35 protein-coding genes, 2 tRNA genes and 1 other RNA gene are annotated in these 25540 nt (G+C 39.0%); 3 read left to right on the forward strand and 35 right to left on the reverse strand.

Annotated elements, in window-relative coordinates; genetic code table 11:
• Position 1: 1 nt before the first annotated feature.
• The 35 genes from BIV16_RS07105 to BIV16_RS07270 form a co-directional block, all read right to left on the reverse strand.
• Entirely contained in the window at positions 2-382 is a 381-nt protein-coding gene (locus BIV16_RS07105; RefSeq protein WP_075678499.1) for a hypothetical protein, read from the reverse strand.
• A 103-nt stretch (positions 383-485) separates the two neighbouring features.
• Positions 486-1391 carry a DUF4190 domain-containing protein gene (locus BIV16_RS07110; RefSeq protein WP_075678498.1) on the reverse strand — a complete coding sequence of 302 codons (906 nt, stop codon included), beginning with the start codon at positions 1389-1391 and terminating at the stop codon, positions 486-488.
• A gap of 86 nt (positions 1392-1477) precedes the next feature.
• On the reverse strand, positions 1478-5251 hold the full coding sequence (locus tag BIV16_RS07115) for a hypothetical protein (RefSeq protein WP_075678497.1): 3774 nt from the start codon (positions 5249-5251) through the stop codon (positions 1478-1480).
• 93 nt (positions 5252-5344) lie between these two features.
• The gene (locus BIV16_RS07120; protein ID WP_075678496.1) at positions 5345-5677 is read right to left on the reverse strand and encodes a hypothetical protein; all 333 of its coding nucleotides are present in this window, start codon (positions 5675-5677) and stop codon (positions 5345-5347) included.
• Between the two features lie 20 nt (positions 5678-5697).
• Complete coding sequence (locus BIV16_RS07125) at positions 5698-6039, reverse strand: hypothetical protein (protein ID WP_075678495.1); 342 nt, start codon at positions 6037-6039, stop codon at positions 5698-5700.
• 22 nt (positions 6040-6061) lie between these two features.
• Positions 6062-6487, reverse strand: a complete 426-nt coding sequence (locus BIV16_RS07130; RefSeq protein ID WP_075678494.1) for a hypothetical protein — start codon at positions 6485-6487, stop codon at positions 6062-6064.
• Between the two features lie 133 nt (positions 6488-6620).
• Entirely contained in the window at positions 6621-7022 is a 402-nt protein-coding gene (locus tag BIV16_RS07135; protein WP_075678493.1) for a hypothetical protein, read from the reverse strand.
• The gene (locus BIV16_RS07140) at positions 7022-7558 is read right to left on the reverse strand and encodes a hypothetical protein (RefSeq protein ID WP_075678492.1); all 537 of its coding nucleotides are present in this window, start codon (positions 7556-7558) and stop codon (positions 7022-7024) included. The genes BIV16_RS07135 and BIV16_RS07140 overlap by 1 nt, the downstream gene beginning before the upstream one ends.
• Positions 7551-8054 (reverse strand): hypothetical protein, encoded by a 504-nt coding sequence (locus BIV16_RS07145; protein WP_242940294.1) that lies wholly within the window; start codon positions 8052-8054, stop codon positions 7551-7553. The genes BIV16_RS07140 and BIV16_RS07145 overlap by 8 nt, the downstream gene beginning before the upstream one ends.
• A 3-nt stretch (positions 8055-8057) precedes the next feature.
• On the reverse strand, positions 8058-8324 hold the full coding sequence (locus BIV16_RS07150; RefSeq protein WP_075678491.1) for a hypothetical protein: 267 nt from the start codon (positions 8322-8324) through the stop codon (positions 8058-8060).
• 1 nt (position 8325) lies between these two features.
• A complete protein-coding gene (locus BIV16_RS07155; protein ID WP_075678490.1) occupies positions 8326-8754 on the reverse strand; it encodes a hypothetical protein in 429 nt (142 codons plus the stop codon).
• Positions 8755-8761: 7 nt separating this feature from the next.
• Positions 8762-9361 carry a hypothetical protein gene (locus tag BIV16_RS07160; RefSeq protein ID WP_075678962.1) on the reverse strand — a complete coding sequence of 200 codons (600 nt, stop codon included), beginning with the start codon at positions 9359-9361 and terminating at the stop codon, positions 8762-8764.
• A gap of 58 nt (positions 9362-9419) precedes the next feature.
• The gene (locus tag BIV16_RS07165; RefSeq protein ID WP_075678489.1) at positions 9420-9716 is read right to left on the reverse strand and encodes a hypothetical protein; all 297 of its coding nucleotides are present in this window, start codon (positions 9714-9716) and stop codon (positions 9420-9422) included.
• 3 nt (positions 9717-9719) lie between these two features.
• Positions 9720-9992 carry a DUF6275 family protein gene (locus BIV16_RS07170; protein ID WP_075678488.1) on the reverse strand — a complete coding sequence of 91 codons (273 nt, stop codon included), beginning with the start codon at positions 9990-9992 and terminating at the stop codon, positions 9720-9722.
• Positions 9993-10212: 220 nt separating this feature from the next.
• Positions 10213-10578 (reverse strand): hypothetical protein, encoded by a 366-nt coding sequence (locus tag BIV16_RS07175; RefSeq protein ID WP_075678487.1) that lies wholly within the window; start codon positions 10576-10578, stop codon positions 10213-10215.
• Between the two features lie 18 nt (positions 10579-10596).
• Positions 10597-10929: a hypothetical protein gene (locus BIV16_RS07180; RefSeq protein ID WP_075678486.1), complete on the reverse strand. Its 333-nt coding sequence runs from the start codon at positions 10927-10929 to the stop codon at positions 10597-10599.
• A 16-nt stretch (positions 10930-10945) separates the two neighbouring features.
• Positions 10946-12013: a bacterial Ig-like domain-containing protein gene (locus BIV16_RS07185; RefSeq protein ID WP_075678485.1), complete on the reverse strand. Its 1068-nt coding sequence runs from the start codon at positions 12011-12013 to the stop codon at positions 10946-10948.
• A 24-nt stretch (positions 12014-12037) separates the two neighbouring features.
• Entirely contained in the window at positions 12038-12607 is a 570-nt protein-coding gene (locus tag BIV16_RS07190; protein ID WP_075678484.1) for a hypothetical protein, read from the reverse strand.
• Positions 12608-12763: 156 nt separating this feature from the next.
• Entirely contained in the window at positions 12764-14383 is a 1620-nt protein-coding gene (locus BIV16_RS07195) for a phage portal protein (RefSeq protein ID WP_075678483.1), read from the reverse strand.
• A 21-nt stretch (positions 14384-14404) separates the two neighbouring features.
• Positions 14405-14596, reverse strand: coding sequence for a hypothetical protein (locus tag BIV16_RS07200; RefSeq protein ID WP_075678482.1), 192 nt, complete (start codon positions 14594-14596; stop codon positions 14405-14407).
• A gap of 111 nt (positions 14597-14707) precedes the next feature.
• Positions 14708-15115: a hypothetical protein gene (locus BIV16_RS07205; protein ID WP_075678481.1), complete on the reverse strand. Its 408-nt coding sequence runs from the start codon at positions 15113-15115 to the stop codon at positions 14708-14710.
• Between the two features lie 12 nt (positions 15116-15127).
• Positions 15128-17857 carry an LAGLIDADG family homing endonuclease gene (locus BIV16_RS07210; protein WP_075678480.1) on the reverse strand — a complete coding sequence of 910 codons (2730 nt, stop codon included), beginning with the start codon at positions 17855-17857 and terminating at the stop codon, positions 15128-15130.
• Between the two features lie 266 nt (positions 17858-18123).
• Positions 18124-18357, reverse strand: coding sequence for a Com family DNA-binding transcriptional regulator (locus BIV16_RS15805; protein ID WP_083624963.1), 234 nt, complete (start codon positions 18355-18357; stop codon positions 18124-18126).
• Between the two features lie 27 nt (positions 18358-18384).
• On the reverse strand, positions 18385-18747 hold the full coding sequence (locus tag BIV16_RS07215) for a hypothetical protein (protein ID WP_075678478.1): 363 nt from the start codon (positions 18745-18747) through the stop codon (positions 18385-18387).
• The gene (locus BIV16_RS07220; RefSeq protein ID WP_075678477.1) at positions 18737-19195 is read right to left on the reverse strand and encodes a hypothetical protein; all 459 of its coding nucleotides are present in this window, start codon (positions 19193-19195) and stop codon (positions 18737-18739) included. Before BIV16_RS07220 ends, BIV16_RS07215 begins: the two co-directional genes overlap by 11 nt.
• A gap of 663 nt (positions 19196-19858) precedes the next feature.
• Positions 19859-19946, reverse strand: a tRNA-Ser gene (locus tag BIV16_RS07225).
• A gap of 526 nt (positions 19947-20472) precedes the next feature.
• Positions 20473-20545 (reverse strand) — tRNA-Ile (locus tag BIV16_RS07230).
• Between the two features lie 124 nt (positions 20546-20669).
• A complete protein-coding gene (locus BIV16_RS07235; protein WP_159435896.1) occupies positions 20670-20837 on the reverse strand; it encodes a hypothetical protein in 168 nt (55 codons plus the stop codon).
• Positions 20838-20840: 3 nt separating this feature from the next.
• Entirely contained in the window at positions 20841-20996 is a 156-nt protein-coding gene (locus BIV16_RS07240) for a hypothetical protein (RefSeq protein ID WP_159435895.1), read from the reverse strand.
• Between the two features lie 3 nt (positions 20997-20999).
• Positions 21000-21233: a hypothetical protein gene (locus BIV16_RS07245; protein ID WP_075678476.1), complete on the reverse strand. Its 234-nt coding sequence runs from the start codon at positions 21231-21233 to the stop codon at positions 21000-21002.
• Entirely contained in the window at positions 21224-21379 is a 156-nt protein-coding gene (locus BIV16_RS07250) for a hypothetical protein (protein WP_159435894.1), read from the reverse strand. Before BIV16_RS07250 ends, BIV16_RS07245 begins: the two co-directional genes overlap by 10 nt.
• A gap of 96 nt (positions 21380-21475) precedes the next feature.
• On the reverse strand, positions 21476-22048 hold the full coding sequence (locus tag BIV16_RS07255) for a hypothetical protein (RefSeq protein WP_075678475.1): 573 nt from the start codon (positions 22046-22048) through the stop codon (positions 21476-21478).
• Positions 22049-22331: 283 nt separating this feature from the next.
• On the reverse strand, positions 22332-22955 hold the full coding sequence (locus tag BIV16_RS07260) for a hypothetical protein (RefSeq protein ID WP_075678474.1): 624 nt from the start codon (positions 22953-22955) through the stop codon (positions 22332-22334).
• A gap of 603 nt (positions 22956-23558) precedes the next feature.
• Positions 23559-24299 carry a phage antirepressor KilAC domain-containing protein gene (locus BIV16_RS07265; RefSeq protein ID WP_075678473.1) on the reverse strand — a complete coding sequence of 247 codons (741 nt, stop codon included), beginning with the start codon at positions 24297-24299 and terminating at the stop codon, positions 23559-23561.
• A gap of 146 nt (positions 24300-24445) precedes the next feature.
• Positions 24446-24688: a helix-turn-helix domain-containing protein gene (locus tag BIV16_RS07270; protein WP_075678472.1), complete on the reverse strand. Its 243-nt coding sequence runs from the start codon at positions 24686-24688 to the stop codon at positions 24446-24448.
• Positions 24689-24910: 222 nt separating this feature from the next.
• Here BIV16_RS07270 and BIV16_RS07275 point away from each other — a divergent pair, with 222 nt between their 5' ends.
• The 3 genes from BIV16_RS07275 (at position 24911) to BIV16_RS07285 (ending at position 25531) form a co-directional block, all read left to right on the forward strand.
• On the forward strand, positions 24911-25153 hold the full coding sequence (locus tag BIV16_RS07275) for a hypothetical protein (RefSeq protein ID WP_075678471.1): 243 nt from the start codon (positions 24911-24913) through the stop codon (positions 25151-25153).
• Positions 25154-25237: 84 nt separating this feature from the next.
• Positions 25238-25462, forward strand: coding sequence for a hypothetical protein (locus tag BIV16_RS07280; protein ID WP_143524671.1), 225 nt, complete (start codon positions 25238-25240; stop codon positions 25460-25462).
• An RNA gene (locus tag BIV16_RS07285) (hammerhead ribozyme type II) lies at positions 25462-25531 on the forward strand. Before BIV16_RS07280 ends, BIV16_RS07285 begins: the two co-directional genes overlap by 1 nt.
• The last annotated feature ends 9 nt before the right edge of the window (positions 25532-25540 follow it).

A 25540-nucleotide genomic window follows, 5' to 3' on the forward strand; every position in this document is an offset into this window, starting at 1 on the left:
ACTACCACCCACAATCAATTAAATTGAATTTGCACGTTGAAAAATTCTTATAGAAAATACCATCAAGGAAAAGAGGTTGCCCCGATGTATCTCCTGGGTACATGTAAATCGTATGTCGCTGGTTATCATCACCGGTAAATGTCACTGGAACGAAAAAAGGTTCCAATGCCGCTTTCATCATCTTCCATGTATCAGCATCGAGACCATTCCACTGTAAATTATTCAATTTCCAAAGTTTTCTTCCGACAAGCTGACCGACAACTGCATTATTTGCATTACGACCACTGTTTACCGCCTGTGAATGAACTATATCCAATCCTCTTGCTGGGTACGGAAACTGCACACCATTCACAATTAAAAAATCCGATGTTTTTCCTCGCATAAAACCACCACCTATAATTTTCATTAGGTTAACAGCTATTTGCCTTAAATAGCCGTTATTGCATAGAAAAAGCACCTACCCTTTTTCGGGTAAGTGCCTTTAATTATTTTCTTCCTGCTAAATAAAATTCTACTCTATCAAAATCTTTATATGCTGTCATTTGTTCTGATATTGTTTCACCTGGTTTCAATTCTGAATCATCATCTGTAAAATATGTCATTTCATATTCAACCAATTCATCATTAGAAAAAAATAAAGCGTAACCTTCAACAAAATCCGCTGCATCATCTCCATTATTTGTTACTTGAAATACAGCACCATTTTCTATATCATTTTGAATATATGACAAATCTTGTATAACGGATTTATAATATTTACTGGTGGATACATTCATTTTTGTCTCATAATGGTCAATATCAGCATTTGTTTCAAAAGCTTCATCTATAACGGATACGCATCCAGCACCAAGTGCATACAATTCACCATCGGCAGAAGACACTATTGTATTATCTGATCCATATGCTAACGATGATGTTGATATATCAACAGTTTTATCAGAAATATTCTTAACAACAATAAAGTGGTTTGTATACCAACCTATGCTATCAGGAAGTGTATATTCTGCTATAGTTTCTATATATTTTTCTTCTTTTTTATCATCTTTTTCCTTTTCAGTACCGACTATTGTACTTTCCTCTGACGTCATATTAGTTTTTGTTTCACTATCTTCAATTATTTCTTGTTCACTTTCAGCAGTGTATGAAATATCTTTTTTTCTGTTATTTCCTACATTTATAATCATTAGAATTGCGCAAAAAATGAGTATGCCAACTATTGATACAATTAGTCCTGCAATAGCCGTCTCATGTCCCTTATTTTTCCTTGTAAATGCCAGTATTGCCAAAATAAGTCCAACTATTGATGGTATAATTCCAATAGCTATGAATGAAAACAAGACACCAGCTATTCCACACACTAATGATGCAATCCCCAATCTGCTTTGTTTCATATTTTTCTTCTCCTTCGTCAATATTTTTTTCTTTATCATATCATTAATGGAAATGGAAGTCCATCCGAAGATAAACTTCCATTATTTTATGTTGTTCTTAATGTCAATCCCATTGACCTGCGACCTCTTTCGTTTGCTCTAGCAATATCTCTATCTCCTATATTTACAGATGTGTCCTTTTCTAGTAACTGTTTTAGCAAGCTATTCTGTTCTCTTAACAATGCATTCTGCTCCTCATTTGCTTGATAAACACCGTTTTTAATACCTGCAACAATCTGGTCATTATTTGCTACTGCATGGTGACTGCCAATCTGACCGACCATCTCATTGATTCCGTTTTCACGAGCCATGAATAACTGACCTGTCTCTGGGAAACCACCATCGGCAAACATCGGTATGTTACCTAACGAAATCTTATCAGTTCCTAATACTGACTTAATTCCACTTCCGATTACTGTTGATGTATCAATTTTAATCGTAAGCTTTGCATTTAACCATTCTGCGAAACTGTTCCACTTTGATTTCAAAGTTTCAATTGCAGCATTCCATGCCGAACTAAGGCCATCTTTTATTCCACTAAAACTCCATGAATCAGATGAAAATTTAGATTCGACACCACTCCACCATTTTGCAAAACCTGTATTTGACCACCATGATGTAAATTCATTCCATTTGGATTCTAAACCACTTTTTGCATCAGAGCCTAAACTTGACCACTTTTCTCTCGTAAACCATGGTGAAACGTTCTCTTTCCACCACTTATATACTCCAGTGTTCTGCCACCAGGATGTGAATTCATTCCATTTTTCCTGAAGTCCTTGTTGCATTCCATCTGATGCACCGCGCCACTTCTCTTTTGTGAACCATGGCGAAACGTTATTGTTCCACCATGTAGGAACTCCTGTTCCACCCCACCACTGACTAAATTCATTCCATTTTGTTGATAATCCATCTTTAGTATTTTGACCTAATTCGGACCATTTCTCTTTGGTAAACCACGGTGAGACGTTTTCATCCCACCAATCTGGAACTCCCGTTCCACTCCACCAATCACCAAACTCGCTCCATTTTGTTGATAGCGACGATTTTATATTTTCACCTAACTCCTGCCATTTTTCCTTCGTAAACCATGGTGTTACATCATTCGTCCACCATGAAGAAAGTTTTGCCGATAAACTATCAGCTAGTTCCCCCCACTCTTTATCTTCTGCATCTCTTGTTTCTCGATTTTTAGCTTGCCATTTTTCAAGTTTTTCAAGCCAAGAATCAAATGGACCGCTTCCATCTTCCTGCGTAACAGCTTTTCCATTTTTGTAAGGATTTGCAGTATTTTCTTCTGCCGATTTTTTTCTACCCTCATCCCAACCAAAATCCTTTATGTTCTGTATCCAATTTTTTGCATCCTCTACAAATTTAAAAGATACATACACTGTTGCTGCTATTGCAAATCCTGCCGCAACTGCACTACCTACACTTCCTGCTGCTGCAGACAACGATGAGCCACCAATTAATGATGAAAGTTTTGACGTGATTACAGATTTAAGAATCGCAGATGTCAGCAACTTTCCTGCATATTTTAATGCAAATGCTCCAATTAAAATTGCTACAGTATCAACATCTAACTCACCTACAAAATCTGCTATTCCTTTCCATACATCACTCCATTTTACCTTTTTTAATGCTGTTCTAATTGCATTAAACAAACCTTGAACCCATACATTAAGTGTTCTTCCCATAGATTTAAAATCAAAAGTTCTAAAGAACTCGTTTACACCGCTTGCAATAGATTCTCCAAGATTCGACCAGTCAAAAGTTTCTCCAAAAGATAGCGCTGCGTAAATTGCAGTATTCAAAGAGCCAGCAATTGTTTTTCCAACATCACCGAATAACCTAGGTGTAATCAGTCCATTAAGGAACTGCGCTAAGCCTGTTCCAAAGTTATTTGCAACACCATACACTGATTTCCAATTGATTTTCTCTAATGCAGATGAAATACCGTTGCTGATATAAGTTCCGATACCCTCGTAATCTCCACGTTCAAAAGCACTGCAAATAGCATCTGCTATCTTCTGTGCCTTGTTTTCGGATTCAGCAAAAGCTTTATCCCAAACGGATTCATAATCTGCAAGAGCATTTGCAATCTCATCTGATAAATCAATACCATTACCTTTTCCAGAACCGCTACTAGATGAAGAACCACTATCAGAATTAGGATTATTGATGTTTAATTCATCAATACCAAGAGTTACATCTTTTAGCTTTTTAGCTGCATTGGCAGCATCATTAAGGCTGTCTGCTGTATCGTCTGCATCCTCTCCTAAGTCCTCTACACCACTTCCATATCCCTTACTTGTTCCGTCCTGTAAATCTTTCAGCCAGTTATCGCCAAAGAAATGGAATCCAAGTGTTGTAAATAATCTGTTCAATGCCATAATCAAAGCATTGACAACAGGAAGTACATTTTTCACGATAGGCAAGAATAAATTACCAATAGTTCTTCCAAGGTTCGCAATCTGCTGTTTCATGATTCTGTACTGGTTTGCAACAGAGCCAAGAGTATTCGCCTGGTCTCCCCATGCTACCTTAGACTGGTCTAAAATAGCTATTAGTCGCAACTGCATCTTCTCGGACTGAGACATCGACGATAAAGACTTTGTTACTCCAAGATTGTATGCATACTGCTGTAATGTGGCATTTGTAATATCAATACCGAATTTATACAGTGCCCTTGACTGGCCAATCAATCCGGACTGGAAATTTGTCATAACAGAAGATAAATCCTCATTGGTATATGAGGACATATCTGCTGCAAGCATAGAAAGTGCTTTTGCTGTATTGGTACTTGTTTCACCGCAAAGACCAACCGCGTTCGTTACAGATACAATCTTTGCCTGGTAGTTCATTAACTGCTCTGGGTCAAGACCAAGGTTCTTATTATCGGTTAATGTCAAATTGCCGGAATCTCCAATGCTATATCCGGTCATTTTTAGGGTCAATGACTTTAATCTATCTGAAAATGAATTTGCGTAAGCTTCAGCACTGTCATATCCGTATTGCTCAAATTGATTTCCAAATTCTGTACCAATCTTATCAAGCGCAACGTTCCAATAGTTGAATGTTTCCACATAATCCATTGAAGAAAGAACTGCTTTCCATGTTCTTTGTATTCCATGCAGAACCGAATAGAAATTTGCATAGAAAGCTCCTGCAAGCTGTGAAAAGCTCCTAAAACTTCTGGAACTTTTATTTGTGCTTGATGTAAGAGCATTAAAGAACTGTGATAACTTATTTACGCTCTCTCCAGTTTTAGATGTAGCAGACTGTGTTCCTTTTACGCTTACTGCTAGGTTAGCTAGCGCATTCGTCATTTGAACAAGATTTCCGCTGACCTTTGGAGCTTTAGAAAGGGTGCTTATTGTCTGACTTAATGCTGTTGCGAATCTTGGCATATTGTCAATTGCATTTACAACACCTTTATTTCCAAGCTTTGAAATATTCTTCGCAATCTCTCCGATAGCTGTTGCATTTGCGGATGCTGCACCAAAAGACGAAAGCTGTTTTGCCATCACTCCAATTGCTGATGAAGAAGCATTTAAACTTGCCGGACTGATAGATGCAATTTTTTCAATATTCTTAGCAAGTCTAGTAAAATCTGCTGTTTTGATATTTGACATCCCAGCACTTGATTTACAGATTTTATCAACGCCGTTTGCAAATCCAACCAAATCACTTCCGTTCACTTTTCCAACAGATGAACTTAGTTTCTCTAATTTGCTAACAAGTGCATCTAAAGCTCTATTTGCTTTTGTTGCCTGCGCTTCAACCTCGATTTCAAGGCGGTCAATATCTGCTGCTCCCATGATTTCACCAACTTCCTATAGCTTTTTAGGTCAATGACTATCATTCCCTTCGATAGCCAGTAAAAAGAACGGACGCTGTGACACGTCCGCTCCTTAATTTTCATCGAATTTTCTATTAAATTCTGCAATCCATAATTTAAACTTTTCTTCTGGTGATAAAGGCTTTTCTTTTTCAACTAGAGAAAATGGTTTTTTAGGATATTTCGCACTTTTATTAAAACACGATGCGATGGCTTGATGAACATACAAGCCCTGGTAATAGGCTGCCACATCAAGCATTTTTAGTTGTTCCTCTTTTTCTTTGATGAAATTGTCCTGGTACATATACATGTACTTAGGATTAAGCTCCCAGAACACATCCATAGGTATTCCCATTCGAAGTGCCGCTGGGAGCCATACATCATCAATTAAACTGGAAAAGGTCATTTCCTTTTTCTCAACAACCTCTACTCCGTTTTCTGCTGTGCAGATTTCTTCGTATTCTTCGGTTTCTCCTCGTCCACATTGAGGAGTTTTCTGAAAAAACGACTTTCCTGCACTGCATTTGCGTATGCTTCGTAAATTTCCTCAATGTTTCCGCCGCCTTCGATATGCTGCTCGACTAAGTAATCTGCCTGTTCAGCATCACATGGTACTACAATTGCCACAAATGCGGACACCGCTGTAAAAATATACTTTCTACTAATAAGTCCTTCAACTGGCAATCCCATCTGCTCCATTCTCTTTGAATGTGTGAAATTAAGTTCTGGTACCGTATAAGTTTTGTTGTTGATTTTCACTGTTGCCATAATGATTTTTCTCCCTTCAATCTTAGGCTGTTGCAGCTCCGACTGAAATCTTTGTGGAAGGCGATACAGAAATGGTCATTTCACGAACACCATTTACTTCTCCCTCGTTAATGTAAACTGAATGCTGTCCTTCCCATGTAGCTACACCATCTGCTCCGTCAGTTCCCATTTTCAAGCGATATTTCAATGCTGTTCCCTCTTTTGCCTTTACTGACGTATAAGCTTTCAATGTGTAGTTTGCGGTAAACTCCATAGCATCCTGTGACTGCACACCTGCAATGAATGTCTGTGATTCATCTTCAAGGTCTGTTGTTTCAAGCTGATCCGGTGCACCTCCTAACTGTGGATAAGACTTGATCTTACACAGTTTTTCCCATGCTGTACCATCTGTACTTGTTTCCAAAATTGTTCCAATCGTGCTTACTGCTTTTACTTCTGCTTCTGCCATATTTTCTTCCTTTCTACCGCTATCTGCCTGCGGTCAGCGAACGTCTCTCGAGTTGACGTCCGGTGCATAAAAATAAGAGCCTTTCGGCTCTAAGTTTCATTTATATGCTACCGACATAAATGTCGGGACCATTTTAATTTATCTCTTTTATCTCATCTCCATCTGCATAAATGCGTTGGAATCTTGCAACCCATCGGCTTACGTTTGGGTCTGCTGCATTTGCAACAGGTAACGGACCGGCTTTACACTGCCAGCCATACTTATGCATAATTTCTTTTGCCTTACTGCAAATCGTATAACAAGTATTATCCGCAAGACTTCCGGTGGCATATGCCGATATGGTAATCATTGGTGTCTGTGAACCTTCATTCCCTTCCAAATCGTAATTTCCACCGGATATATCGCTTAAGGCTACGTCACAATATGGAAAATCGGTTTTCTTCGGTGTGATATATCGCCCGACCTTGCATTGCGGATATGCAGTTTTCATTTTCTTTTCAAAATGTGTAAAAAATGTATTCCATTCAAATGACATTATCTAAATACCTCTCTGGCTATTTCTACAACTTTTTCTCTCAATTCCTTGCCGGCATTGTACATTGGCATCTTCGGAGAAATACCGGTTGAATAGTGCCATTCGCCTTGTAAGTCCATGTACCACCATCCCGGCTCATTACCGTGCGTGCCGTATGTTCCGGTTCCTACGCCCGGAATATTCGCTGGGTTCTGCGCCGGAAGTCCTGCTCCAAACTCTAACATGAGTGCCGGTGAGATTTCTTTACTTTGCACGCCATCTAAGTTTTGCCATTGGCTTATAATCTTCTGCGAATCTTCCATATAAAAGATTGCCTTGCATCCGGCTTTCTCCGGTGTGATTTCAGAGGATAAATGAATGTACTTACCAAAACCACTACTACCAATGTGAATCTGTGCAATAGATATGCCCTCTGCGGTCAATCTGCGGCACAATTCCTCGCATTTCCCATCAAGGCTGTTCTGGTATTCCTTAATCTCTTTGATAGCGTTCTGAATCTCTTTTACGGATAAGCCGAATGATATTTTCTTACTCATTCAGCAATCCCACCTGCCTTGCCGTATCAACGGTTTTTCTTGCCGCATCTGAAATGCACTTAAAGGCTTCGCTCATATCAAGATTGGTGAAAGAGCCTGTTTGCAATGGTGGAATACTTGGAATCGGTGCATCAATAAGCCCTAACTCCAAATACACCTTAAAAATCTTTGGAGACTGAATAGCGAACCAATCAACCATTTCCTCATTCTTCGCCCACGCACCGTCAAACCGGTTTGAACTATCGGATAGTCCACTCTCATTCAAAAAAGCGTGCATGATTTCATGGCGTAGAACCCTCTTTCGATATGTTTCTTGCGTCTTTTCATCCATGCCAGTGAAATATTTTTCTTCTGACATATCAGCAACAACAATCAGCTTTTCATCTTCTCCACAATAACCGGAAAGCTTGTTTTTCTCCAGATAACTGTCCTCTGATACTTTGTGGGTTTCAATCTGGTATTCAGTTCCAAGGATATTGATTTTTCTGTTTTCCATATTTCACGCTCCAAACGTCATAAATCTGTTTCCAAAATGTGCTTCATTCAATGCCTTTTCAAGTTCATCTCGATAAGCAAATGGGCTTAATGGACTTTCAATCCTCTCTCGTAAAATTGGTGCTAATGCGCCCACGGAAGCTGTCTGCCAAGCATCTGCACACATCTTAGGTGGCAATTCAGCCAAAGCGTACATTTCCATTTTCTTATGGTCGCACGAATCAACTTTCGGGCAAGCCTTACACTTCTCTGATAACTTCGATAATACCATATCATCCCTCCGGTAATTCCTTAATCGCAATAACGATTCCATTCAGACTTTTCGCAGGCGGCGCGGCAACCTCATAATTGGCACTATCGCCATTCACAGAACCGTCCTCGTTGTATTGCGGTTCACAGCCAATCCACAACCGTGTCAGCTTGGTAATCGGGCAATCCATATTGCAAGTGGATATTGTCCGGGAATAGTCAACGCTACTTCCGAACACATCAGCCTGCACATCGCCCTTGCCTGCGGAAATGTTGGCATAAAAAAGAACCGGGTCATTATAACCTGGTTCTGTTCCTATCTCGACAGGGATTTTCTCTCCGTCAATCTCTATGTACTTGATATTTCCGTCCTCGTCACGGTCGTATACCTTTTTCTCGGCATCGTAGGTGGCGTAATAGAATGTTTGCTTATTTTTCTTTAATGAACGCATGAGGACTTTACCTTTCCTTAATTTCCAAAGTTCCATTAGAAATGCTTGCTACCATGTCGTTTAATGGAAGATACTTATTTTTCCAACCATCTATCCTAAATATTTCCGAATCCTTTTTAACTATATCTGTTTCATCCTCTGTAATACTCTCTTTAAACAAATACATTTCCAGTAAATATAACACAGAAAGCAACATCAACACGTTTTTTAAATTTGCTTCTTGATAATTTGCCACTCTCCCATGTTTTATATCATTATAAGCCTTCCACCATTCTAATTCGGATGGTTTTCTCTTATTCAAATTCTCAAATGGGGTAATACTAATATCTTTTACTAGTATTTTTCTATCAAACATATCTTCGTGTTTTTGCTCGATTCCATTTATATAATCATTTATGTTCTTTCTTTCTCCCTGTGAAAAACCCAACAACTCCTTAAAAACAATATCTATTTCTGAGCCAATCTCTCGAATTTGGCTTGCAAACTCCATAGAAAATGTATCGAAATTTCGTTTATCAAGTTCAACATATTGAAGCGTTTCTGTAAATCTTCTTTCCAGCATCAAATAAAATCTCCAATGCCTTTCAATGAATTCTTGCTTTGTCATTAGCATACACCCACCTTTCACCGCCATTATACGGCAAAAGGAGAACCGCTACAAGGATTTATTCTCCTACAATATCAATTCCATACTGCACGGCACATTCATGCTCAATTTTACATCCTCTGTAATCTTCCCAACCCTCTGCAAAATAAGCACAATCAGCCGTAGAAAGTAATTCCAGAGACTTTCCAAGGAACCATAAGGGCTTGGCATCATGCGGCGCGGATTCAAAGAATGAATCAATAACATCAACCTCTCCGAAACGTTCTGTGACCGCTTTAACAATCTTGTCTCTTTCTGCCTTGATTTCTTCATCGGTCTTATCTCTCATAGGCTGTGAAATAAATAATTTCTTCATAGATTATTCCTCGCTTCCCTTTACAACGAAATTCTCCCACTTCTTATAGGCATCCACATAAGTTTCATTCTTATCGCCGTTATGGGTAATCTCGTAATACATACCGTCTGAAACGGTTGTGCTGACCAGTGCCTTGTTGTTCTGTAAAGTCTTACAACTCCATACAACAAATACATCTTCCTTGGAAATCTGCTTTTTATCGGTCTTATCAGCATGAGTGTTGAAATAATCAACAACAATCTGCTTGCATAAATCTAAAAACTTATCGTTTGACATAATTTCTTCCTTTCCAAAATAGAAATATGGCGCACCGCCCACCACCGCTTAACGTGCGCCGCCTGCAACCATATTACCGGCACTGGCAAAATGGTCACGCACAATCTTCTTTCATTGCCTGCATTGCAAACAAATTACCTTTTCTACAACACGGTAGATAGGCTATACCGCTTAACCCTGCGGTCGGGAGATAAAAACCGGATCACCTAAACCTTTCTTTTTAAATACAGTTCGCAAATCCTATCACTCCCTTGTAAGCCATAAGATACTCACTATAAGTCCTTGAAGTTCCATTTTCCGAATGGCTCAACTGATTTTCTGCACCGTTTTTGGATTCAATCTCAATCGCCGCCATTGCAATTTTGGCTTTGTTTTTCTCCAAGTCTTCAAGGATTTTATCCATTCCCCATGAACTAGGATAGTTTCTAAGCGTTTCAAACGATTCAATGGCAAGGCTTACTGTCAGACTGGAAACGCTGATTTCTGCGTCATATTCAGTTATCATCGACTTAATATCTTCCTTGAATTTCTCCATTGGAGTGAGCGTTACCGCATCATCCTTTGGTGTTTCTTCAATATCAGCCATCCTGCCACCTCATTTCATTTACAGACCAAGTTTTTCAATGATCTGTTCTTTCAGCATCTTCCCGGTAGATTCCTCTGTTACTTCCAACCCTAAAGTTTTCGCTACTTCCTTAAGATCAGACGTACTCATTCTGGTAATCTCCGATCTCTGATACTGTTTTTGCCCTGTTTTAGGCTCGCCCATATCGGCATCACTCGGATTTGTCTCAATTGTCTGCGCCGGATCTAGTGGAATCTGAGCGGAAGAAGGGGCGGTTTTCTCAACCACCCTCTTATATCCGCATGATTCCATAACCCTTACCATGTTCTCGTTGACAATCATCTGAACGCCGTCTTTTTCATAGCAAATCATTCAACGATCACTCCTTTTAGGAATTAAGTGTTACTGCCTGTGTTGCTGTCTTTGTAACGCCGTTTTCTGTGTAAGATACGGTGACATTGCCAGCCTGTGTGATTGTATCAGGTGCATATGTAACATGTTTTGTTACATCCTGTGTTGCCCCGGAATTGCCATATGTAGCTGTTACAACCATTCCGGTAGGATCAAACTTCTCTCCGGAAGCGTACTTAGTCTTTGTCGGTGCTGTTGTGATTGCAATAGAGCTTAAAGCTGCTGTTGCATGAACGCCGATTGCGTCCAGCTTTTCATTTAAGCAGAAAGCGTCATAACGAACACGACCTTCTACTAACCATCCAGAGATACCAGGTGCATCGGAGTGAATCTTGTACTCTGTAAGTTTGATTGGCGCAACACAAACGATTGAATTTGTGATGATAAAATCAACATTTGCAGGGAAATAAGATGCTGGAGCCTTGATAATCGGTACTCCGTCAACCTCACCAACAACACCGTTAATTGCGATTTGAGTTGCCATATCGCCCTTCTTTGTGAATGCATCATCTAACTTGATGTTCTTGTAGTAAGATGAACGGCAGAGACAAATACGTCCGCCTGTAGGCACTTTTGCATCGTCAAGTTTTTCCTGCACAGACAAGAAATTCTCATATGCATTAGTCTTTGTGGTAGCTCCGGTTACGATATTTGCTGCCTTTGCAGATGCACAAATCTTATGGATACGGTAAATATCAACCTCTGGAATAACAACCTCGTTAATCTGACGTGCGAGCGCTTTTCCAGCCTCCATCGTCATCTGTGTATCATCGTAGGACTTACGATCAATAGTGAATGTGAATGATCTGTCCTGTGTCAGAGTCATTTCCTGTGTGTTGTTCCCCAACTCGTCCGGATTGCCGTAACGATTGGCACCAGAAGTCTTATAATCGTTCATTCCAACGGTAGGGATTGAATATACCTTTACGGTTTCAACACCGATAAAATCATAACTGTTATTTACTACTGCTCCCGTCAAAGACCCGAGTGCAAAACGCTCATCAACCTGTGGACTATACTTCTCTGCATAATTTACTACTGCCATATTTTTACCTCTACTTTCTTAAAATTACGAATTAAATCCCTGTAAGAACGGATCCTCTTTTCCATTGCTTACCCCGGTATTTACCTCCGGGCGGTTTTTGTACCACTCACTCTCCTTTGCTTTCAGAATGGATTCCTGCGCCTGTGACTGCACGGTAAAAAGAGTGTCTGTGTCGCCATCAAACTGCGCTTCGGCAGCTTTCTTGGCTAATTCCTGTGAGTAACCAAGTGTCAAGAAATTCTTTTCGAATTTGGAAACAGCGCTCTCTCTGCGGAGCCGATTAAGCTCTGCATCCTTTTCCGCTTCCTTGTCAGCCTTTTCCTGTGCCAGCTTTTCAGCATCGCTTAAAGTGGCGTTGTACTTTTTCTTCCAATTGGAAGCATCCGTAGCAGCATCTTCCTGCGCTTTTTTCAGCTTTGCGTTCTCTATACGCATCTGCTGCAACTGCTCTTCAAGACTTGGCTGTGGCTCATCTTTTTTCGGCTCATCCTTTGGCGGCTCTGTTGCTGGTGGCTTCGGCTCATCCTTTGGTGGCTCTGCTGCTGGCTCTGCAAAATGCTGCAAATTCATTTTCAAAAGTTCTTTCTTTTCCATCTTTGTTACCTCAACTTTCTTTGCGATTGATTACCCTCGTTTCCCTACGAGTTGTTTATTTTTGCGATTTTCGTTTTCCCTAACGTTGCGTTGCGAAACTTATAAGGCGCTTTCCCTAGCGCATATAAAAAGCACCAACATTTCTGTGAGTGCTGATTAGCTTTGTATTGGGCTGTTTTTCGTCTGGTCTGATGAATCCGGCATAATCCGCTTGGAATCCGGATTGACTTTGGCTTTCAGTGCATCGTCTGCATCCTGCTGTTGCCGTGGATCATCATTTTTATTTTCTCCCAGCTGATTGCCACTGGATTTCTTGCTTTCAAGCAATGTTTTCTGGTATTCAAGCATCTTTGGTACAGAATCTTCGACAGCCTCGGCGAGGTTCGGGAAAAAGTCTATTGCTTCCATTGCCACACGCGGATGCACAAAATTCTGAACCATCGTAGCAAGTGAATTGATCTTTGTTGCCATATCAAACGTTTTTTGCCGAATTGGTCGAATCTCAATATCACTATTTTTCAGTTTCAAAAGTGGACTCTCTGGATCCGTGTCCGGAGATTTCTTAATTGCAATCAATGCAAGGCGATTTCTTTCCTTGAAACCTCTCTTAATGATTGCCGCCTGCTTGCAAGCCACCGCTTCTGTTGCGGTCCAACCACTTGACAAGCTTGTCGCTCCGGTCGTAGAGCCGCCGCTTTGCTCCGTCTGCTTTGGTGTGAATGTTCTTTCCAAAATACCGTCATGCTTGGCTTGGATATTGGCAAGAACGCCGGTATAGTCGTAATTAAGAACCAGCCCCTTAATATTTGGCTGTTTGCCGTTTCCGTTGGTCTTGGTCAAAATCCATTGTCCGGCTTGAGGTCCTTTTACTTTTCCGTTATCATCTGTATCTAATTCAATGTCATTGCCCCACCAGTTCGCCTGTGTGGTCTGCGACACATCATTACACAGATCGGATTCAAGAATATTCAAGGCATTCAGTTCGTCAAGCTGGCGCTCAAATACGCCGGTCCGGTCTGTAGAACGTTCAAATTCGACAATATTTACTCTGCCGAATGGATTTACCTGTACGCCGTCCTTACCCTTTGTTATTTTCTTTCCGTTGCGGGTTTTTGTTCCGCGAACAAATTCAACCATGTCGCGGATTTCATATATCGCATCATCCGTAACGCAAGTGAATATCTTTGAACCATTCTCACCCTCTGAATACGACACACCCATTACAGGTCGCTCATAAGCATCAGAAGAATAGACAACAAACGAATAAAGAGGATTCAGCGTCACAAGATCAAATGCTGCATCATCATCATCCGGGTTACGCTTAATATCAATAAGCTGACAGCATATTCCGCATACTTCCAGATAATACGCAAGTAACTGGTCCTTACTTTCCATGTCCTCGGCATCGTACATTTCATTCAAAAGGGTGATTGCAGAATCGCTATCTGTTGGGTTGCTATCTGTTGGGTGCTTGTCCGACTTCTGTACAAACGCCATGTGATTGCCCCAAAAGTAACCAAGCCAAAATTCTGTGATCTGATGTGCAAGGTTGGAAATAGACTTAATATCAATGTCTGTCCGAACCTTCTTTTCACGCTTTAACGGCTGATCTCCTTTTTCAAAATTGATAAGGTTGCGAATCTGCGTGCGATTCAGCTCATGCTTTGTCATGGCGGTAGAAAGAACCTGGATAACATTGTCCTTTGTGATTTCTTTCACGTCTGTATAGATTTTGATTCTTCCACGATATTCAATGTTACGTTCTTTTTCGCTCACGCTTACTCACTTCCTTTACTTTCAATATATCCTGCAGCCGGATGCCGTTCTGCACTCCGGCGGTTCGATTCTCTCAACCTCAACCAAACGGAAACGATATTTATAAAATCCTTTACATTTTGGGCATTTGAAAATCTGATCTCCCATGTCTGCCGGAATCTCGATTTTCTTGCCGCATCTACGACAATTCCAATAAATACGTTCTGGTTCCATACGCATTTCTCCGCACTAAAAAGCCACCGCCGGATTTCTCCAACGGTGGCTTACTTTTCATTTTTCGATGATATAATAATATCATGAAAGTATGTCCTTTTTTTCCGCATTTCACATTGCTTTATTTTGGTCAAGCAAGTAAAAGAAATATCTGCGCATCTCATAAAATGCCGATTTTCCAATTGGCATACCCTCGCAAGCTATTAGATATGTAACTGGGACTTCGTAGCAAACTGATTTAATTATATATTGGCTTAAGTCATTTCCTGCTTGCTTTGCTGTTTCTTCAATCAACCGGCATTTTTCTTCTAAACCAATTCTCTTAATTGCCAGATTGCCGGTTGCATCTGAATTGCTGTGATAAATTGGCGTGTCCTTTATTTCAATGCTCTTAACCGTATCATTACTGAATTTCAACTGATTTTTCCATTCCGGATACTGCTCACAAAATCCGCAAAGTTCTTTGTATCGCTTACCGGAAATCCCATATTTTTCAAGATTCAACTCTCTTTTATTCACTCTATCACTCCTCTATCCCATTGGGCTATTGATAACCTGTGCTTTACACACAAAACCATTTGTTATATAAAGTGCGAAGCTTGCTAATCCATCCGGAACATCATCATGGGGATTTTTACCGACTACTGAATAACTCAATAACCATCCCATCATCACGCCATATTCATCTTTAGGCTTGTACATTTCTTTATCCTTGAATAAAACATGTTTCTTTACCCAATCGGCATTGACTATAATCTTTGTTTCCTTGTTTGAACTGGTTGTTTTGTCAGTGATGTTACACCTACCGCCACGCTCGTCAACTATCTTCGCCACCTCATACGCCACCCTGGTACCGCCGTTATTGCTCTCAAATTCGCACTGCTGCATATTGTTTTCAAGGATAATATCTGCTGATCTCTCATATTGCAGGCCATAATCACTGCTATCGTTGCAAATACAGTCAACCAGATAGAAGTCGTTTCCGTACTGCTTGAAACATGGCAGGAAATAGAAATCACTTCCCTTGTCCTTTGTATCGCAAATACCAAGAATTGCATCCGGTTCGCCAAGTGGCAATGACTGATACCGCCGCAGGTCATCTTCGTGATACAGAAGTCCTTCACGTTCAATAGGTTCATTCTTGTACAAACATTTGTACGAAATATCATCCATCGTTAAAGCTTGGTCATTGAAGAATTTCACGGACATACCATTAAACTCGTAATCAAAGTTGCTTTCTCCGGTTTCCGGGTCAATATCCGGCACTGCAATAAACCTCGCCCTTGGATTTCCGTCATATAGCCTTTTCAATCGTCCAATAACATCATGCACGGACCACCTTGTGGCAATATGTATCTCTTTTACCTGTTCATTCAGCTTTCTTTGCTTGGCATCGGTTCCATATATTCGCCACAGCTTGTCAAGCTGATTCTTATTCAACGCTTCTTCGATGCCGCCTATCAGATCATCACAGTACAAATATCTGTTACATCGAACTTTACCTGCATTTTTAGATCCTACAGACGTACATTGCAGATTGGCAAACGGCTTGTACTTGTTGAAATTGATCTGTTCTCTCTTGGCATCGGTGCTTGCCAAGTGAACATCCGGGAAAATCTCATTCCAACAATATTCCTCATCATTCGTGGTAATATCAATCACTCCGTCATAAAACATACGGGTAATATCTCCGCTGTGTGAGAAAAACAGGCTGTAATCGTCCGGATGTCTGCCGATAATCCACGAAGCAAAGAACTTTTCAAGTGTGGTATTATGAGTAATTACATAATCATCGGTTATGTATAAATGCGATGGATCGTCGATATAAATACACTGGCACTCTTCTTTACCAACAAATTTAATATCTGTAATAAATCTTTTTAACTTTTTCCGTCTTGGCTTATATCTGTCTGCTTTTCTTTTGATATAAAAAGGATTTGGTTGTTTAGAACTAAAACCAATCGTGACAGTATAGCAATCATTGCAACGAATATACTTTCCGTCTTTTTTATATCCAGCTTCCATTTTTGTTATCTTGGCATATCCTCCAAGAGAATTTACCAATTCTTTAACATCTTTTGCCAATTGTTCAGATATTGTGGCATAGCTGCAATTTGTGCATTTATTTGAAGCGTATCCATCCGTATCCATCAAACCGCGTAAAAGCCACAATCGCTCATCGTAACTCGCATACAAGTATTCTTTTGGAATGTGCTTTTCTTTCGCACCTTTCCCTTTTAACCCATATCTTTCAAGTGATTTTCTTAAGTCGCTCTTGCCTTGTGAATAATAGGTATTTGTCTTTATTCCATACCCATATTTTCCCTTATGAATGAACTCATACTGCAATGGAACATTCATTCTTACTCTTTCTAGCAATTCTTCGTCTTTTGTTGTAATACTCATATTTCCATCTGTAATAGAGCCATCACCAATAAGAACTCCTAAAAAATATGGATCAATTTCCAACTTTTCATGTTTTGAAAAGTCAAATTGTGGTACATAGTCGATTGAATAATTTGCTCTTTTCCCATTTTCAACTCTGTAATTTTTAAGCATGTCTTTTAATTCAATTGTTCTATATTTTTCACTACCATCCTTATTTTTTCTTCTTCTGTCATCTCTGGTCTGAACTGTCCATAAATGATTGTCAGAGCATCTTACCTTAGAACCATCGTCAAAGGTTAATTCATATATATCTCTTTTCTTTCTAGGAGAAATGCTCAATACTGTTGCAATATTTCCCCTTCCAGAAATAACCTTTTCCCCGATCTTAACGTCTCCCATACGAATAAATCCTGTAGGCGTCAAAAGCTTTGAATAAAGCGGTTGGCATTTTTGCGTACCAGGTGGCATTGAAATACTCAAAATATCCAATTTATCATCTTCCAAGTCCTGCATGGCTTGAATCAAACCATGTTTATTCAACTGCTTGCGCTTTGGAAGATAAAACATATCGCGCCGCTCACGCTTGCGCTCCAGATAGATTAAATACGAATCAAACCAATACGGCGCTTCCACTTTCAGAGTTTTCCAATACAATTCATCCATCAGTACGACTTCCACGCCTTTTTGAATCGCCCATGTGCAACATTCCTTGATGTATGAAGTGACTTTCAACGCCCATTCTGTGTCATTTTCCTTTTCAAATGCCACTTTTGCCACATCCAAAAGGTCAAACAGTGACCGGTATTCAATTCCATGCTGTTTTATGTAATTTTTAATATCATCAGCGGTTGCCCGTGTCTGTTCTGAAACCAAAAAAGAGTCTACCTCCCTTCTATCTTGGAAATAGGCTCTCTCTACATATGTGCCACATGGCACTCTGCAACTGGTGCTCTTGATTTTCTATCTCATTTACAATTCACGCCAAAACACTACATAGCACATCTGACTTGTGTCATACGATATACTGATTATTTGATCCACACTTTCTAATCCTTCCCAGTTCGGGTCATTCGACATAATGGCTTTGTTTATATCATTTGGGTCTTTGCAATATTGCCAATTTACTAATCTTGCCCGTTTCATAACCTTTTCACCACAATTCTATTGATTTTCCCGCATTTCGGGCATTTGATTTCAGCCTGTCCGTTGAATTTGCCTAAAAGGCGATTGCAATGCTGACACCGCTTTTCAAATAGTCCATCTGGCTTCATTGTCTGCCGTAGCGCATCCCGCTCTATACTCTCTATTACTGCTTCCATGCTCATTTCTTCATCTACCTCTATCTTATTTTTGCGTAAAAAAATACCAACCATCGAATATTGACGGTTGGTAACAATTATTCAATTTATCAAATCATCTAAAAAATCGTCTGGATCATCCAATTCATTTTTTATTGTTTCTTCAAGTGTTTTTAATTTGGGAGAATTACCAGAGGATAAAACCGTTATATCCGCATTTTTATTTGGCTGAATAGCAATTTCTCTATACCCGTCTTCAACCTGATTTGTGAAATAAATATAACCCTCTTTGTATGGTGCCACATAATTATTTATGCCGTCTATTGCCATATCATTATTGGATATATATTTATTGTAAAAAGGATTTCTTTTCCACAAATCGATATCAGATCGTTCCCATTCAATTTTGCCGTCTTCCGTTTTTCTTAATATTCCATCCAACGCTTTCTCTAACTTATCGCCCATTATTCTCTTGCTCCTTTTCTAAAAATGTAATGAATTCGCCCAAAAAAGCTATTAGTTTTTTTGTATCTTTGCCATATCTTCGATCGTACATGTCTTTTAACTCTTTAAATTCCTGTTCCCAATGTTCAATTTTTTTCTTTTTAGAGCCCTTTCTCTCATACTGCATTAAAACGTCCCAAGAAGAGCGAACCAACTGAATTGCATTGTTTATGTTTGCATATTGTGTTGTCGAAAACAACACTTCTTCCTGTGCACTCGGCGCTATATCCTGCAATTGTCTCAAACTTGGTAAATATATTTCAATCTTTTTATCAAAATAACTACGATCACTTTTTGATTTTAAAATACCATTCACCTTTTTATTTACAGTCGTAGTAAGTAATAAAGTAATAATTGTGATCACAAGACCGATTATACTTGACCAATTGCCAATATCACTTAAATTCATAACATTTCCTTCTCTTTTGTAATAATAAATATATTATCAACCATCAATGTTCAATTGTCAATGTTCAAAATAGCTACACAGGGAATCGAACCCTGTCAGATCAAACCATGCCAACCACTTTCAAATCTGCAATTTCTAGTCACGGAAGGGTTTTCTGTTTCCAATGATGCCGCTACCATCAATAAGTCTCCCATCGACCTGAACTATTGCAGTAGTGCCAGACTAAGTGGAGATAAGGATAAACACGCCCGGAAAGCATCGAACTTTCGTTAGAGGTTTTGGAGACCTCTTTCTGACCAACAGACAGACGTATATAAAGTTTTCACGATTTTTTGAAACTTGAAACGGTCAAACTTTTTCATTGCTTTCCAAAACAAGAGGATTTGTCGCCACCTCGGCAAAGCTACTTTCTAGAATTTTCACTTCTCAATAGCAACCACTGGTCGCATCCTTCAACAACGCACGCCGTGTTAGGGATTTGAACCCCAGAGACTTTTACATCCAGACTGTTTTCAAGACAGCACCCTCGACCAACCGGATACACGGCAAATATAGCGATCGCAGTGTAACCGCTACATTTGAAATTGTTTTTGTCACTGCTTTGTACAATTTCATGCGGACTTTCTACCGCTTACGGCAAGGTTTACCCCTGTCGTAAGTTAGCGCAGATATTCAGACTCGAACTGAAACACCGTTTCCGGCTACTGGCTGTTTAGCAAACAGTTTCCTTGCCAATTAGGATTATATCTGCAAATAACTTTCAAAACGGAGAAGGTGAGGAGAGCATTTTGTGGAATATACTCTCCTCTGTATGTATTTAAGGGGTATAGTCATATCCTGGGGAAGATATGACTAACCGGAATGGAGGGAATCGAACCCACTAACTCTCCAACAAACAGCCTATCCAAAGTTCATCAGAATCGAACCTGCTGACATTCCGAAACCGCCATCAGACGGTTAGCAATAATATTTTTCGTGCCATGCGTTGCACTATCCGGTTTACAGCATTTTACCGGCAACTCTTTTTTAACAGCTCAGGCACCGTGGGATAGATGCCCGAACTATCAATAGGCTGCTGTTGGGTTGCTCGTCAGCAAAATTACAAGACGGTCTCCATCCTAACCACACAGGCTTACACCCAATACCGCTCTTGGCGGTGATAACCACCGGACGGTCTCGCACCGCCCTTAACAGAATAGTCCTAGTGGCGAAAGGAGGTGCATCTAATACACCAAGACAAAACGTCTACGGAATGAATCTTTAAATCCACTCCTCAGTCGGAACAGCAGGAATTGAACCTGCGACCGCTCGGATATAAGCCGAGTGCTCTTCCATCTGCGCTATGTTCCGATGCGGCACTTTATAGAACCGCTTACAAAATTCAACTGATGAATATTTAGTTATGGCCAGCAGCCACCCAAAATAGATATATGCCAATTTTCTATTTCTGTTATTTTCAGACTGCCGGCTTAAGCTAAACCGGATGTTCCGATTTCTCACTCTGGTGTTTGGCGTCACCATCCAGTTTGAGATAATCTCCGGTATATCCCGGCTCCCTTGAAATGATTTTATGTATTCTTTCCACAACGATTTGAATTATCGGTAGAAAGTAAATACCAAATATTGGGTCAAATATTAACATTAACTATCTCCATATAGCCATTATGTTTACTGCGACAAATGTAATGATGCAGATGTCCGTAATTTTCTCTTTTCTATCTTCTGTAACTATGCCCATAATTCCAAATAGCGCAATTGCCAAGACATCGAACATAGTTATGATTAATTTTGCAACTTCCATCTTTTAATCCTCCGGCAGACAAAACACTTTTGAATCAAGTACATGTTCTGGTCTTGTAATCTCTTCATACTTGTTATGCATGTTCATAAACACTTCCCTGGCTCGTTGCTCGGATTTGTACTTTCCAATCAATTGACTTGTCGTATCAACTTTTGCATATATGTAACAATCCTGCATCCATGACACCGTATTCTCAAATTCAAATGAAAAATCTCTATTCTGTGATACTACTCGCATCCTTTGCCCTCCCAATCGTCGCATACATGATTGAACTCTACGAAATCTGCCACATACTCACTGTCGCTATTCACGCATATATAACCATCTGTTTTGTCATATGATCCATATTGGCAAGTTCCGCAGCACTGTTTACAATCTGACATATTAAAACCTCTCTTTTTGTTTTAAAAAATTTTTGAAAATCGTTATCGAATGTAACTTTTGAATTTTTATCTGATGTGAAAAATAGATTTTTGTTGTCAATCTGTAATTTTTACTTCATACATCATCATTGCGTTGAACAATCTATCCGGTATTTTGTCTTTGTAGGCTTCCGCAATAGCCTTGATATACTTTTCTTTTTCTTGTTTGTAACATTCAAATGCTGATACAGCATCTCTGTGGTCCTTTTTATGATTTTTCCCATCTATACTACAACACGAAATGAAGCATTTCCTTTTCTTGCTATAATAAACTCCTATCGGCAAGTCACCACGTTTTAGTTTGTTAGAAACAAATACTTGATTTATTAACTTAGGAACGAAAATACAATTTTCCGGGCAATAGACCTTGTTTCCATGATGAATTATGTCTTTATCAAGGCTCATCTCTTCACCTGGTATCTCATAATAATTTCTATCGTACCATTTTCTAAACACAGAAAAATCGAGCCACTCATCGCAAACTGCAATCCCTTGTTTTCTATAATTTTCATATTTTTTCTCTGATGAATAACATCTCTTAAGCATATTTCTCCATGTTAGAAAGCTCTTATCATTGGTATTGCTATATCTGCTTGTCTTGTCAGAACAATATCCCATTCCATATACCATGCAATATCCCCTTTTTGTTATTTCTTAATTCGATCTACTCAGTTACTACCCGGGGGTGTTTCCTGTAAGACCCCGCCCCGGCATCCGTCCGGACCATTCCAGCACAATTAAAAACGCATGTTAAATTGTGCAATCTTCAAAAACAATTAACACAATTCTGTTTTGTGCGTTTCAAGACTTCGTTAAACAAAACTATTACGAAGTCTTAGCGAAATCTTGAACCTCTGAAACCCTTGATTTTGCTAGGGTTTTAAATTGTTGTTAAACTAAACACAATTTAGAATCAAAAATCCGGGTTCGGCGGTTCTAATTGTGTACTTTTTACAGACAATTCAGGCGGTTTATAGCGCTCCCGAATCTGTTCTATGCTCTGCGTCTGTTCTGGTGATTGTGCTCTCACGCCTGGCATATTGAAGCCACAATACTTATTCAGCGACGGCATGTAATTCATCGGGTTTCCTTTTCCGGAGACCTGCAATCCTACAAGGCTTTCCTCTCTCATTTCGTCAATCTTTTTCGAAATGTCGGAACCGAGAGAGCCGAGCGTGGCATCGTGTGACCACTCATTCAGCGTGTCTCTGTGAATTCCTGTAAAGAATGTGAATCCTGTAATATTAATAATCTTTTCATAATCATTACACAGGTCAATATAAAGTTCTAATACTTTTAATACTTTTTCCTTGTCATATTGATTATTTATATTATTTTCACTTTTCAAGTACACTGTATTATCTTTAAAGACATGATTATATATATATTTACAGCAGTTATACCATCTGTTTTGAGAAGTTTTACACATGTCTTCAATGTTTCGTTCTTCCATCCAGAAAGTAATATATTTTTCAATGTCATTTTTAAAAACATCGACAGTAATATTATTTACTTCCTGTACTTCAATTTTCGACATGATTGTATACTCCTTTCTTCTGGATCTTTAAAATAAAAAATGCAACTGATACAATTCAATTCCTTGAACTGCACCGGCTGCATGAATTCCGTCACTTCCGGGACCTGCTCAATTATGAGATGTTGCCCGGATGCTTTTAAATTTGATTTAACGATACCATTCTATCATTTTCTTGTCAAGATGTATTTTAAAATTAAATTTTAAGCTTATATATTATATATATTTAATATTAATATACTGCCTTGTTTATATATTTTATAAATATAATTGACTGGCTATAATATACTCTTTCTCTGTATCTAGTGTCTATATCTACGTTGCAAAAATGTTGCACTTTGTTGCACAGGTGTTGCATTGCAACAAAACTAATACTATTCTATCATTTTTCACTTGTTCGCCAGGCATTTTCTAGCCTTAATAATTTTGTGAAAAGCAACGAAATTTTTCTGCGATTTGCACAAAAAAGACGGCTATATTTCAAGCCGTCCATCTTGTTAAATATTTAAATCCTCTGTTACGATTCCCATCGCTTCAAGCTTCGCCTTCGCTGCTCTAATCTGGTACTCAATTTCTTTTTCTTTACATCATTAACGTGTTCAGCTTTTATGCTACTTTGTCAAGTATTTTTCTAATGTAGTCAACACCTTTTTGAAAAACAAGAGTTTTAATATTTATCCGGATTTCTCCCGGCTTGGCTGCATACTTCTGTTCTATAACTCTAAAATATCCACAGTCAATATATTTCTGATATGGTTCATTATTCTGCTTTAAAATTCCGTTATTTCTAAGAATTTCAAAAAGCTTGTTTCTGCCAATTCCTGGGAAGTTCAAAACCTTTGCGACTTGTCCAATATCAATAGCGTCTTTGCTGTCAGTCACCGCATCAAAAAACTCTTCTTTCGGCTTCATTCTCTCATTTTCGGTCAAGAGCAATTTATTCTTTTTCTCAAGCTCCTGTTTTCTTTCCAGTGCATCAGCGTAAGCCCTTAACGCTGTAGGGTAATCTTTCGGAATTTCGTTTTGATCCTTATTAAAATAGTTGTCAACAAGTCTGTCATACACATCCCATGCAACATCGTTGTTTAATGATTTTGCATGAAGAAATGCGCCTTTCTCTGTCCAGAGATACAGACGATTAAGATTACTAGGCAAATCGTGAATTTCACGAAACGCTCGGAGTTCTTCCCCGTCAAGCAAAATAAAATGTTTACCCTCTTTATACCGCCCTTTGTTATGATTAAAATTGTATGAAATCGTTTTACTATCTGTTCCGTACGCTTCAGCAATCTGCTGTGTTGTTAGTACGCGAATATTTTTATACTCCGTCACTGTTAAATTATTCATATATTTACTCTCCAATCAAATTCAATTATTTTTTATATCTTCTGTAAGTAGAGTTTTTCTCTTTCTTCTGTGAATTAAATTTGCTTTATCTGGAGTAAATAAAAAACTACCAAAGCGCCTATTTTGCGGCTGTTATCTTTGGTAGTTTAATCATTCTTGTTTGGTATGTATTCCATTATATCTTTTGGCTGACACTTTAAAGCATCACATAAAATAATAATTGTATCTGTGTTTATTGTATCGCCTGCAATTATCTTTTGTATTGTTGATGGGTGTATTGGGTTTGGCTCTAATTTTCTTAGATCTGCCTTTTTTATCCCCATTTTATCCATTCTCTCAAATAATTTTTCGTAAGAAATTTTACCGGGTAAAATTCTTTCTTTTGGCATGTTCTCACCTCACTTTTATCTTAATATACTTTAGCGTACTTTAAAAGTCAATATTTTTTTCGTTCTAATGTACTAATATGCGTTTTATTTTTGTACGTTATAGTGAACTTATTACAAGTATCATGTGTCGTTTTTGTGTACTTTATCCATTGCATTTAAGTACGTTTTAGTGTACTATATAACCATCAAGAGGAACACGAAACAGAAAGCGAGGAAATAAACATGGATGAATTTGCAAAGATGATTTACGAACAATGGTTCAAAGAAGAAGCAGACAATTTCAATTGGGGCGATTACGACAAAGCAGTTGAGAAAATCCACGAAATTCTAAACGAAAAACTTGCAGATGAAATAGAATGCTCCATCAACAAAAAGGTTTGGGATATTCAAGAAAAAGCTTTTATAGCCGGATTCTCATACGCCTGTAAATGTCTTTCAAACGGCAAAATAGAATTTTCGAAATAATCTTTCCGGCGGCGGTTCAGACGTACGCAGCAAAGCAACCGCCGGAACTACTAAAAAATGAAGCACGAAAGCGAGGGTTTAAACATGACAGGAACAATCAAAATCAATGGAGCATACGGCGCTAAAATTGGAAATATACAGGTATTTACTTATGAGGGAGCTGTTAATGCCTATAAAAATTTTTGCAAGCTCTTTAATCGTGACATGTCAATTGAGGCATCTGTAGTTCAGGATGCAGCCGCCGAAGATATGCACAAAATTGGCTTCAGTTGGGAAGAAATCGAAGCTATTGAATTATTTGTATCTTAAGCCGAAACGCTCCACTCCGGAGCGTCAGCCGCGGACCGGTCGCCGTGGCTCTGATGATGGCAGACCAGAAAGGATTAA

Source organism: Roseburia sp. 831b, from assembly GCF_001940165.2.
Lineage (GTDB): Bacteria > Bacillota > Clostridia > Lachnospirales > Lachnospiraceae > Roseburia.

Excerpts from the sequence above, each read along its gene's own strand:
- BIV16_RS07105 (WP_075678499.1), bottom strand. The coding sequence starts at position 382 with ATGCGAGGAAAAACATCGGATTTTTTAATTGTGAATGGTGTGCAGTTT.
- BIV16_RS07275 (WP_075678471.1), top strand. The coding sequence starts at position 24,911 with ATGGATGAATTTGCAAAGATGATTTACGAACAATGGTTCAAAGAAGAA.
- BIV16_RS07255 (WP_075678475.1), bottom strand. The coding sequence starts at position 22,048 with ATGGTATATGGAATGGGATATTGTTCTGACAAGACAAGCAGATATAGC.
- BIV16_RS07130 (WP_075678494.1), bottom strand. The coding sequence starts at position 6,487 with ATGGCAGAAGCAGAAGTAAAAGCAGTAAGCACGATTGGAACAATTTTG.
- BIV16_RS07170 (WP_075678488.1), bottom strand. The coding sequence starts at position 9,992 with ATGTCAAACGATAAGTTTTTAGATTTATGCAAGCAGATTGTTGTTGAT.
- BIV16_RS07145 (WP_242940294.1), bottom strand. The coding sequence starts at position 8,054 with ATGGAAAACAGAAAAATCAATATCCTTGGAACTGAATACCAGATTGAA.
- BIV16_RS15805 (WP_083624963.1), bottom strand. The coding sequence starts at position 18,357 with ATGGTTGGTATTTTTTTACGCAAAAATAAGATAGAGGTAGATGAAGAA.
- BIV16_RS07235 (WP_159435896.1), bottom strand. The coding sequence starts at position 20,837 with ATGTTAATATTTGACCCAATATTTGGTATTTACTTTCTACCGATAATT.
- BIV16_RS07270 (WP_075678472.1), bottom strand. The coding sequence starts at position 24,688 with ATGCCAAAAGAAAGAATTTTACCCGGTAAAATTTCTTACGAAAAATTA.
- BIV16_RS07110 (WP_075678498.1), bottom strand. The coding sequence starts at position 1,391 with ATGAAACAAAGCAGATTGGGGATTGCATCATTAGTGTGTGGAATAGCT.
- BIV16_RS07265 (WP_075678473.1), bottom strand. The coding sequence starts at position 24,299 with ATGAATAATTTAACAGTGACGGAGTATAAAAATATTCGCGTACTAACA.
- BIV16_RS07240 (WP_159435895.1), bottom strand. The coding sequence starts at position 20,996 with ATGGAAGTTGCAAAATTAATCATAACTATGTTCGATGTCTTGGCAATT.
- BIV16_RS07125 (WP_075678495.1), bottom strand. The coding sequence starts at position 6,039 with ATGGCAACAGTGAAAATCAACAACAAAACTTATACGGTACCAGAACTT.
- BIV16_RS07155 (WP_075678490.1), bottom strand. The coding sequence starts at position 8,754 with ATGCGTTCATTAAAGAAAAATAAGCAAACATTCTATTACGCCACCTAC.
- BIV16_RS07175 (WP_075678487.1), bottom strand. The coding sequence starts at position 10,578 with ATGGCTGATATTGAAGAAACACCAAAGGATGATGCGGTAACGCTCACT.
- BIV16_RS07215 (WP_075678478.1), bottom strand. The coding sequence starts at position 18,747 with ATGGGCGATAAGTTAGAGAAAGCGTTGGATGGAATATTAAGAAAAACG.
- BIV16_RS07190 (WP_075678484.1), bottom strand. The coding sequence starts at position 12,607 with ATGGAAAAGAAAGAACTTTTGAAAATGAATTTGCAGCATTTTGCAGAG.
- BIV16_RS07185 (WP_075678485.1), bottom strand. The coding sequence starts at position 12,013 with ATGGCAGTAGTAAATTATGCAGAGAAGTATAGTCCACAGGTTGATGAG.
- BIV16_RS07200 (WP_075678482.1), bottom strand. The coding sequence starts at position 14,596 with ATGGAACCAGAACGTATTTATTGGAATTGTCGTAGATGCGGCAAGAAA.
- BIV16_RS07245 (WP_075678476.1), bottom strand. The coding sequence starts at position 21,233 with ATGCGAGTAGTATCACAGAATAGAGATTTTTCATTTGAATTTGAGAAT.
- BIV16_RS07150 (WP_075678491.1), bottom strand. The coding sequence starts at position 8,324 with ATGGTATTATCGAAGTTATCAGAGAAGTGTAAGGCTTGCCCGAAAGTT.
- BIV16_RS07115 (WP_075678497.1), bottom strand. The coding sequence starts at position 5,251 with ATGGGAGCAGCAGATATTGACCGCCTTGAAATCGAGGTTGAAGCGCAG.
- BIV16_RS07280 (WP_143524671.1), top strand. The coding sequence starts at position 25,238 with ATGACAGGAACAATCAAAATCAATGGAGCATACGGCGCTAAAATTGGA.
- BIV16_RS07260 (WP_075678474.1), bottom strand. The coding sequence starts at position 22,955 with ATGTCGAAAATTGAAGTACAGGAAGTAAATAATATTACTGTCGATGTT.
- BIV16_RS07135 (WP_075678493.1), bottom strand. The coding sequence starts at position 7,022 with ATGTCATTTGAATGGAATACATTTTTTACACATTTTGAAAAGAAAATG.
- BIV16_RS07220 (WP_075678477.1), bottom strand. The coding sequence starts at position 19,195 with ATGAATTTAAGTGATATTGGCAATTGGTCAAGTATAATCGGTCTTGTG.
- BIV16_RS07140 (WP_075678492.1), bottom strand. The coding sequence starts at position 7,558 with ATGAGTAAGAAAATATCATTCGGCTTATCCGTAAAAGAGATTCAGAAC.
- BIV16_RS07180 (WP_075678486.1), bottom strand. The coding sequence starts at position 10,929 with ATGATTTGCTATGAAAAAGACGGCGTTCAGATGATTGTCAACGAGAAC.
- BIV16_RS07120 (WP_075678496.1), bottom strand. The coding sequence starts at position 5,677 with ATGACCTTTTCCAGTTTAATTGATGATGTATGGCTCCCAGCGGCACTT.
- BIV16_RS07160 (WP_075678962.1), bottom strand. The coding sequence starts at position 9,361 with ATGACAAAGCAAGAATTCATTGAAAGGCATTGGAGATTTTATTTGATG.
- BIV16_RS07250 (WP_159435894.1), bottom strand. The coding sequence starts at position 21,379 with ATGTCAGATTGTAAACAGTGCTGCGGAACTTGCCAATATGGATCATAT.
- BIV16_RS07165 (WP_075678489.1), bottom strand. The coding sequence starts at position 9,716 with ATGAAGAAATTATTTATTTCACAGCCTATGAGAGATAAGACCGATGAA.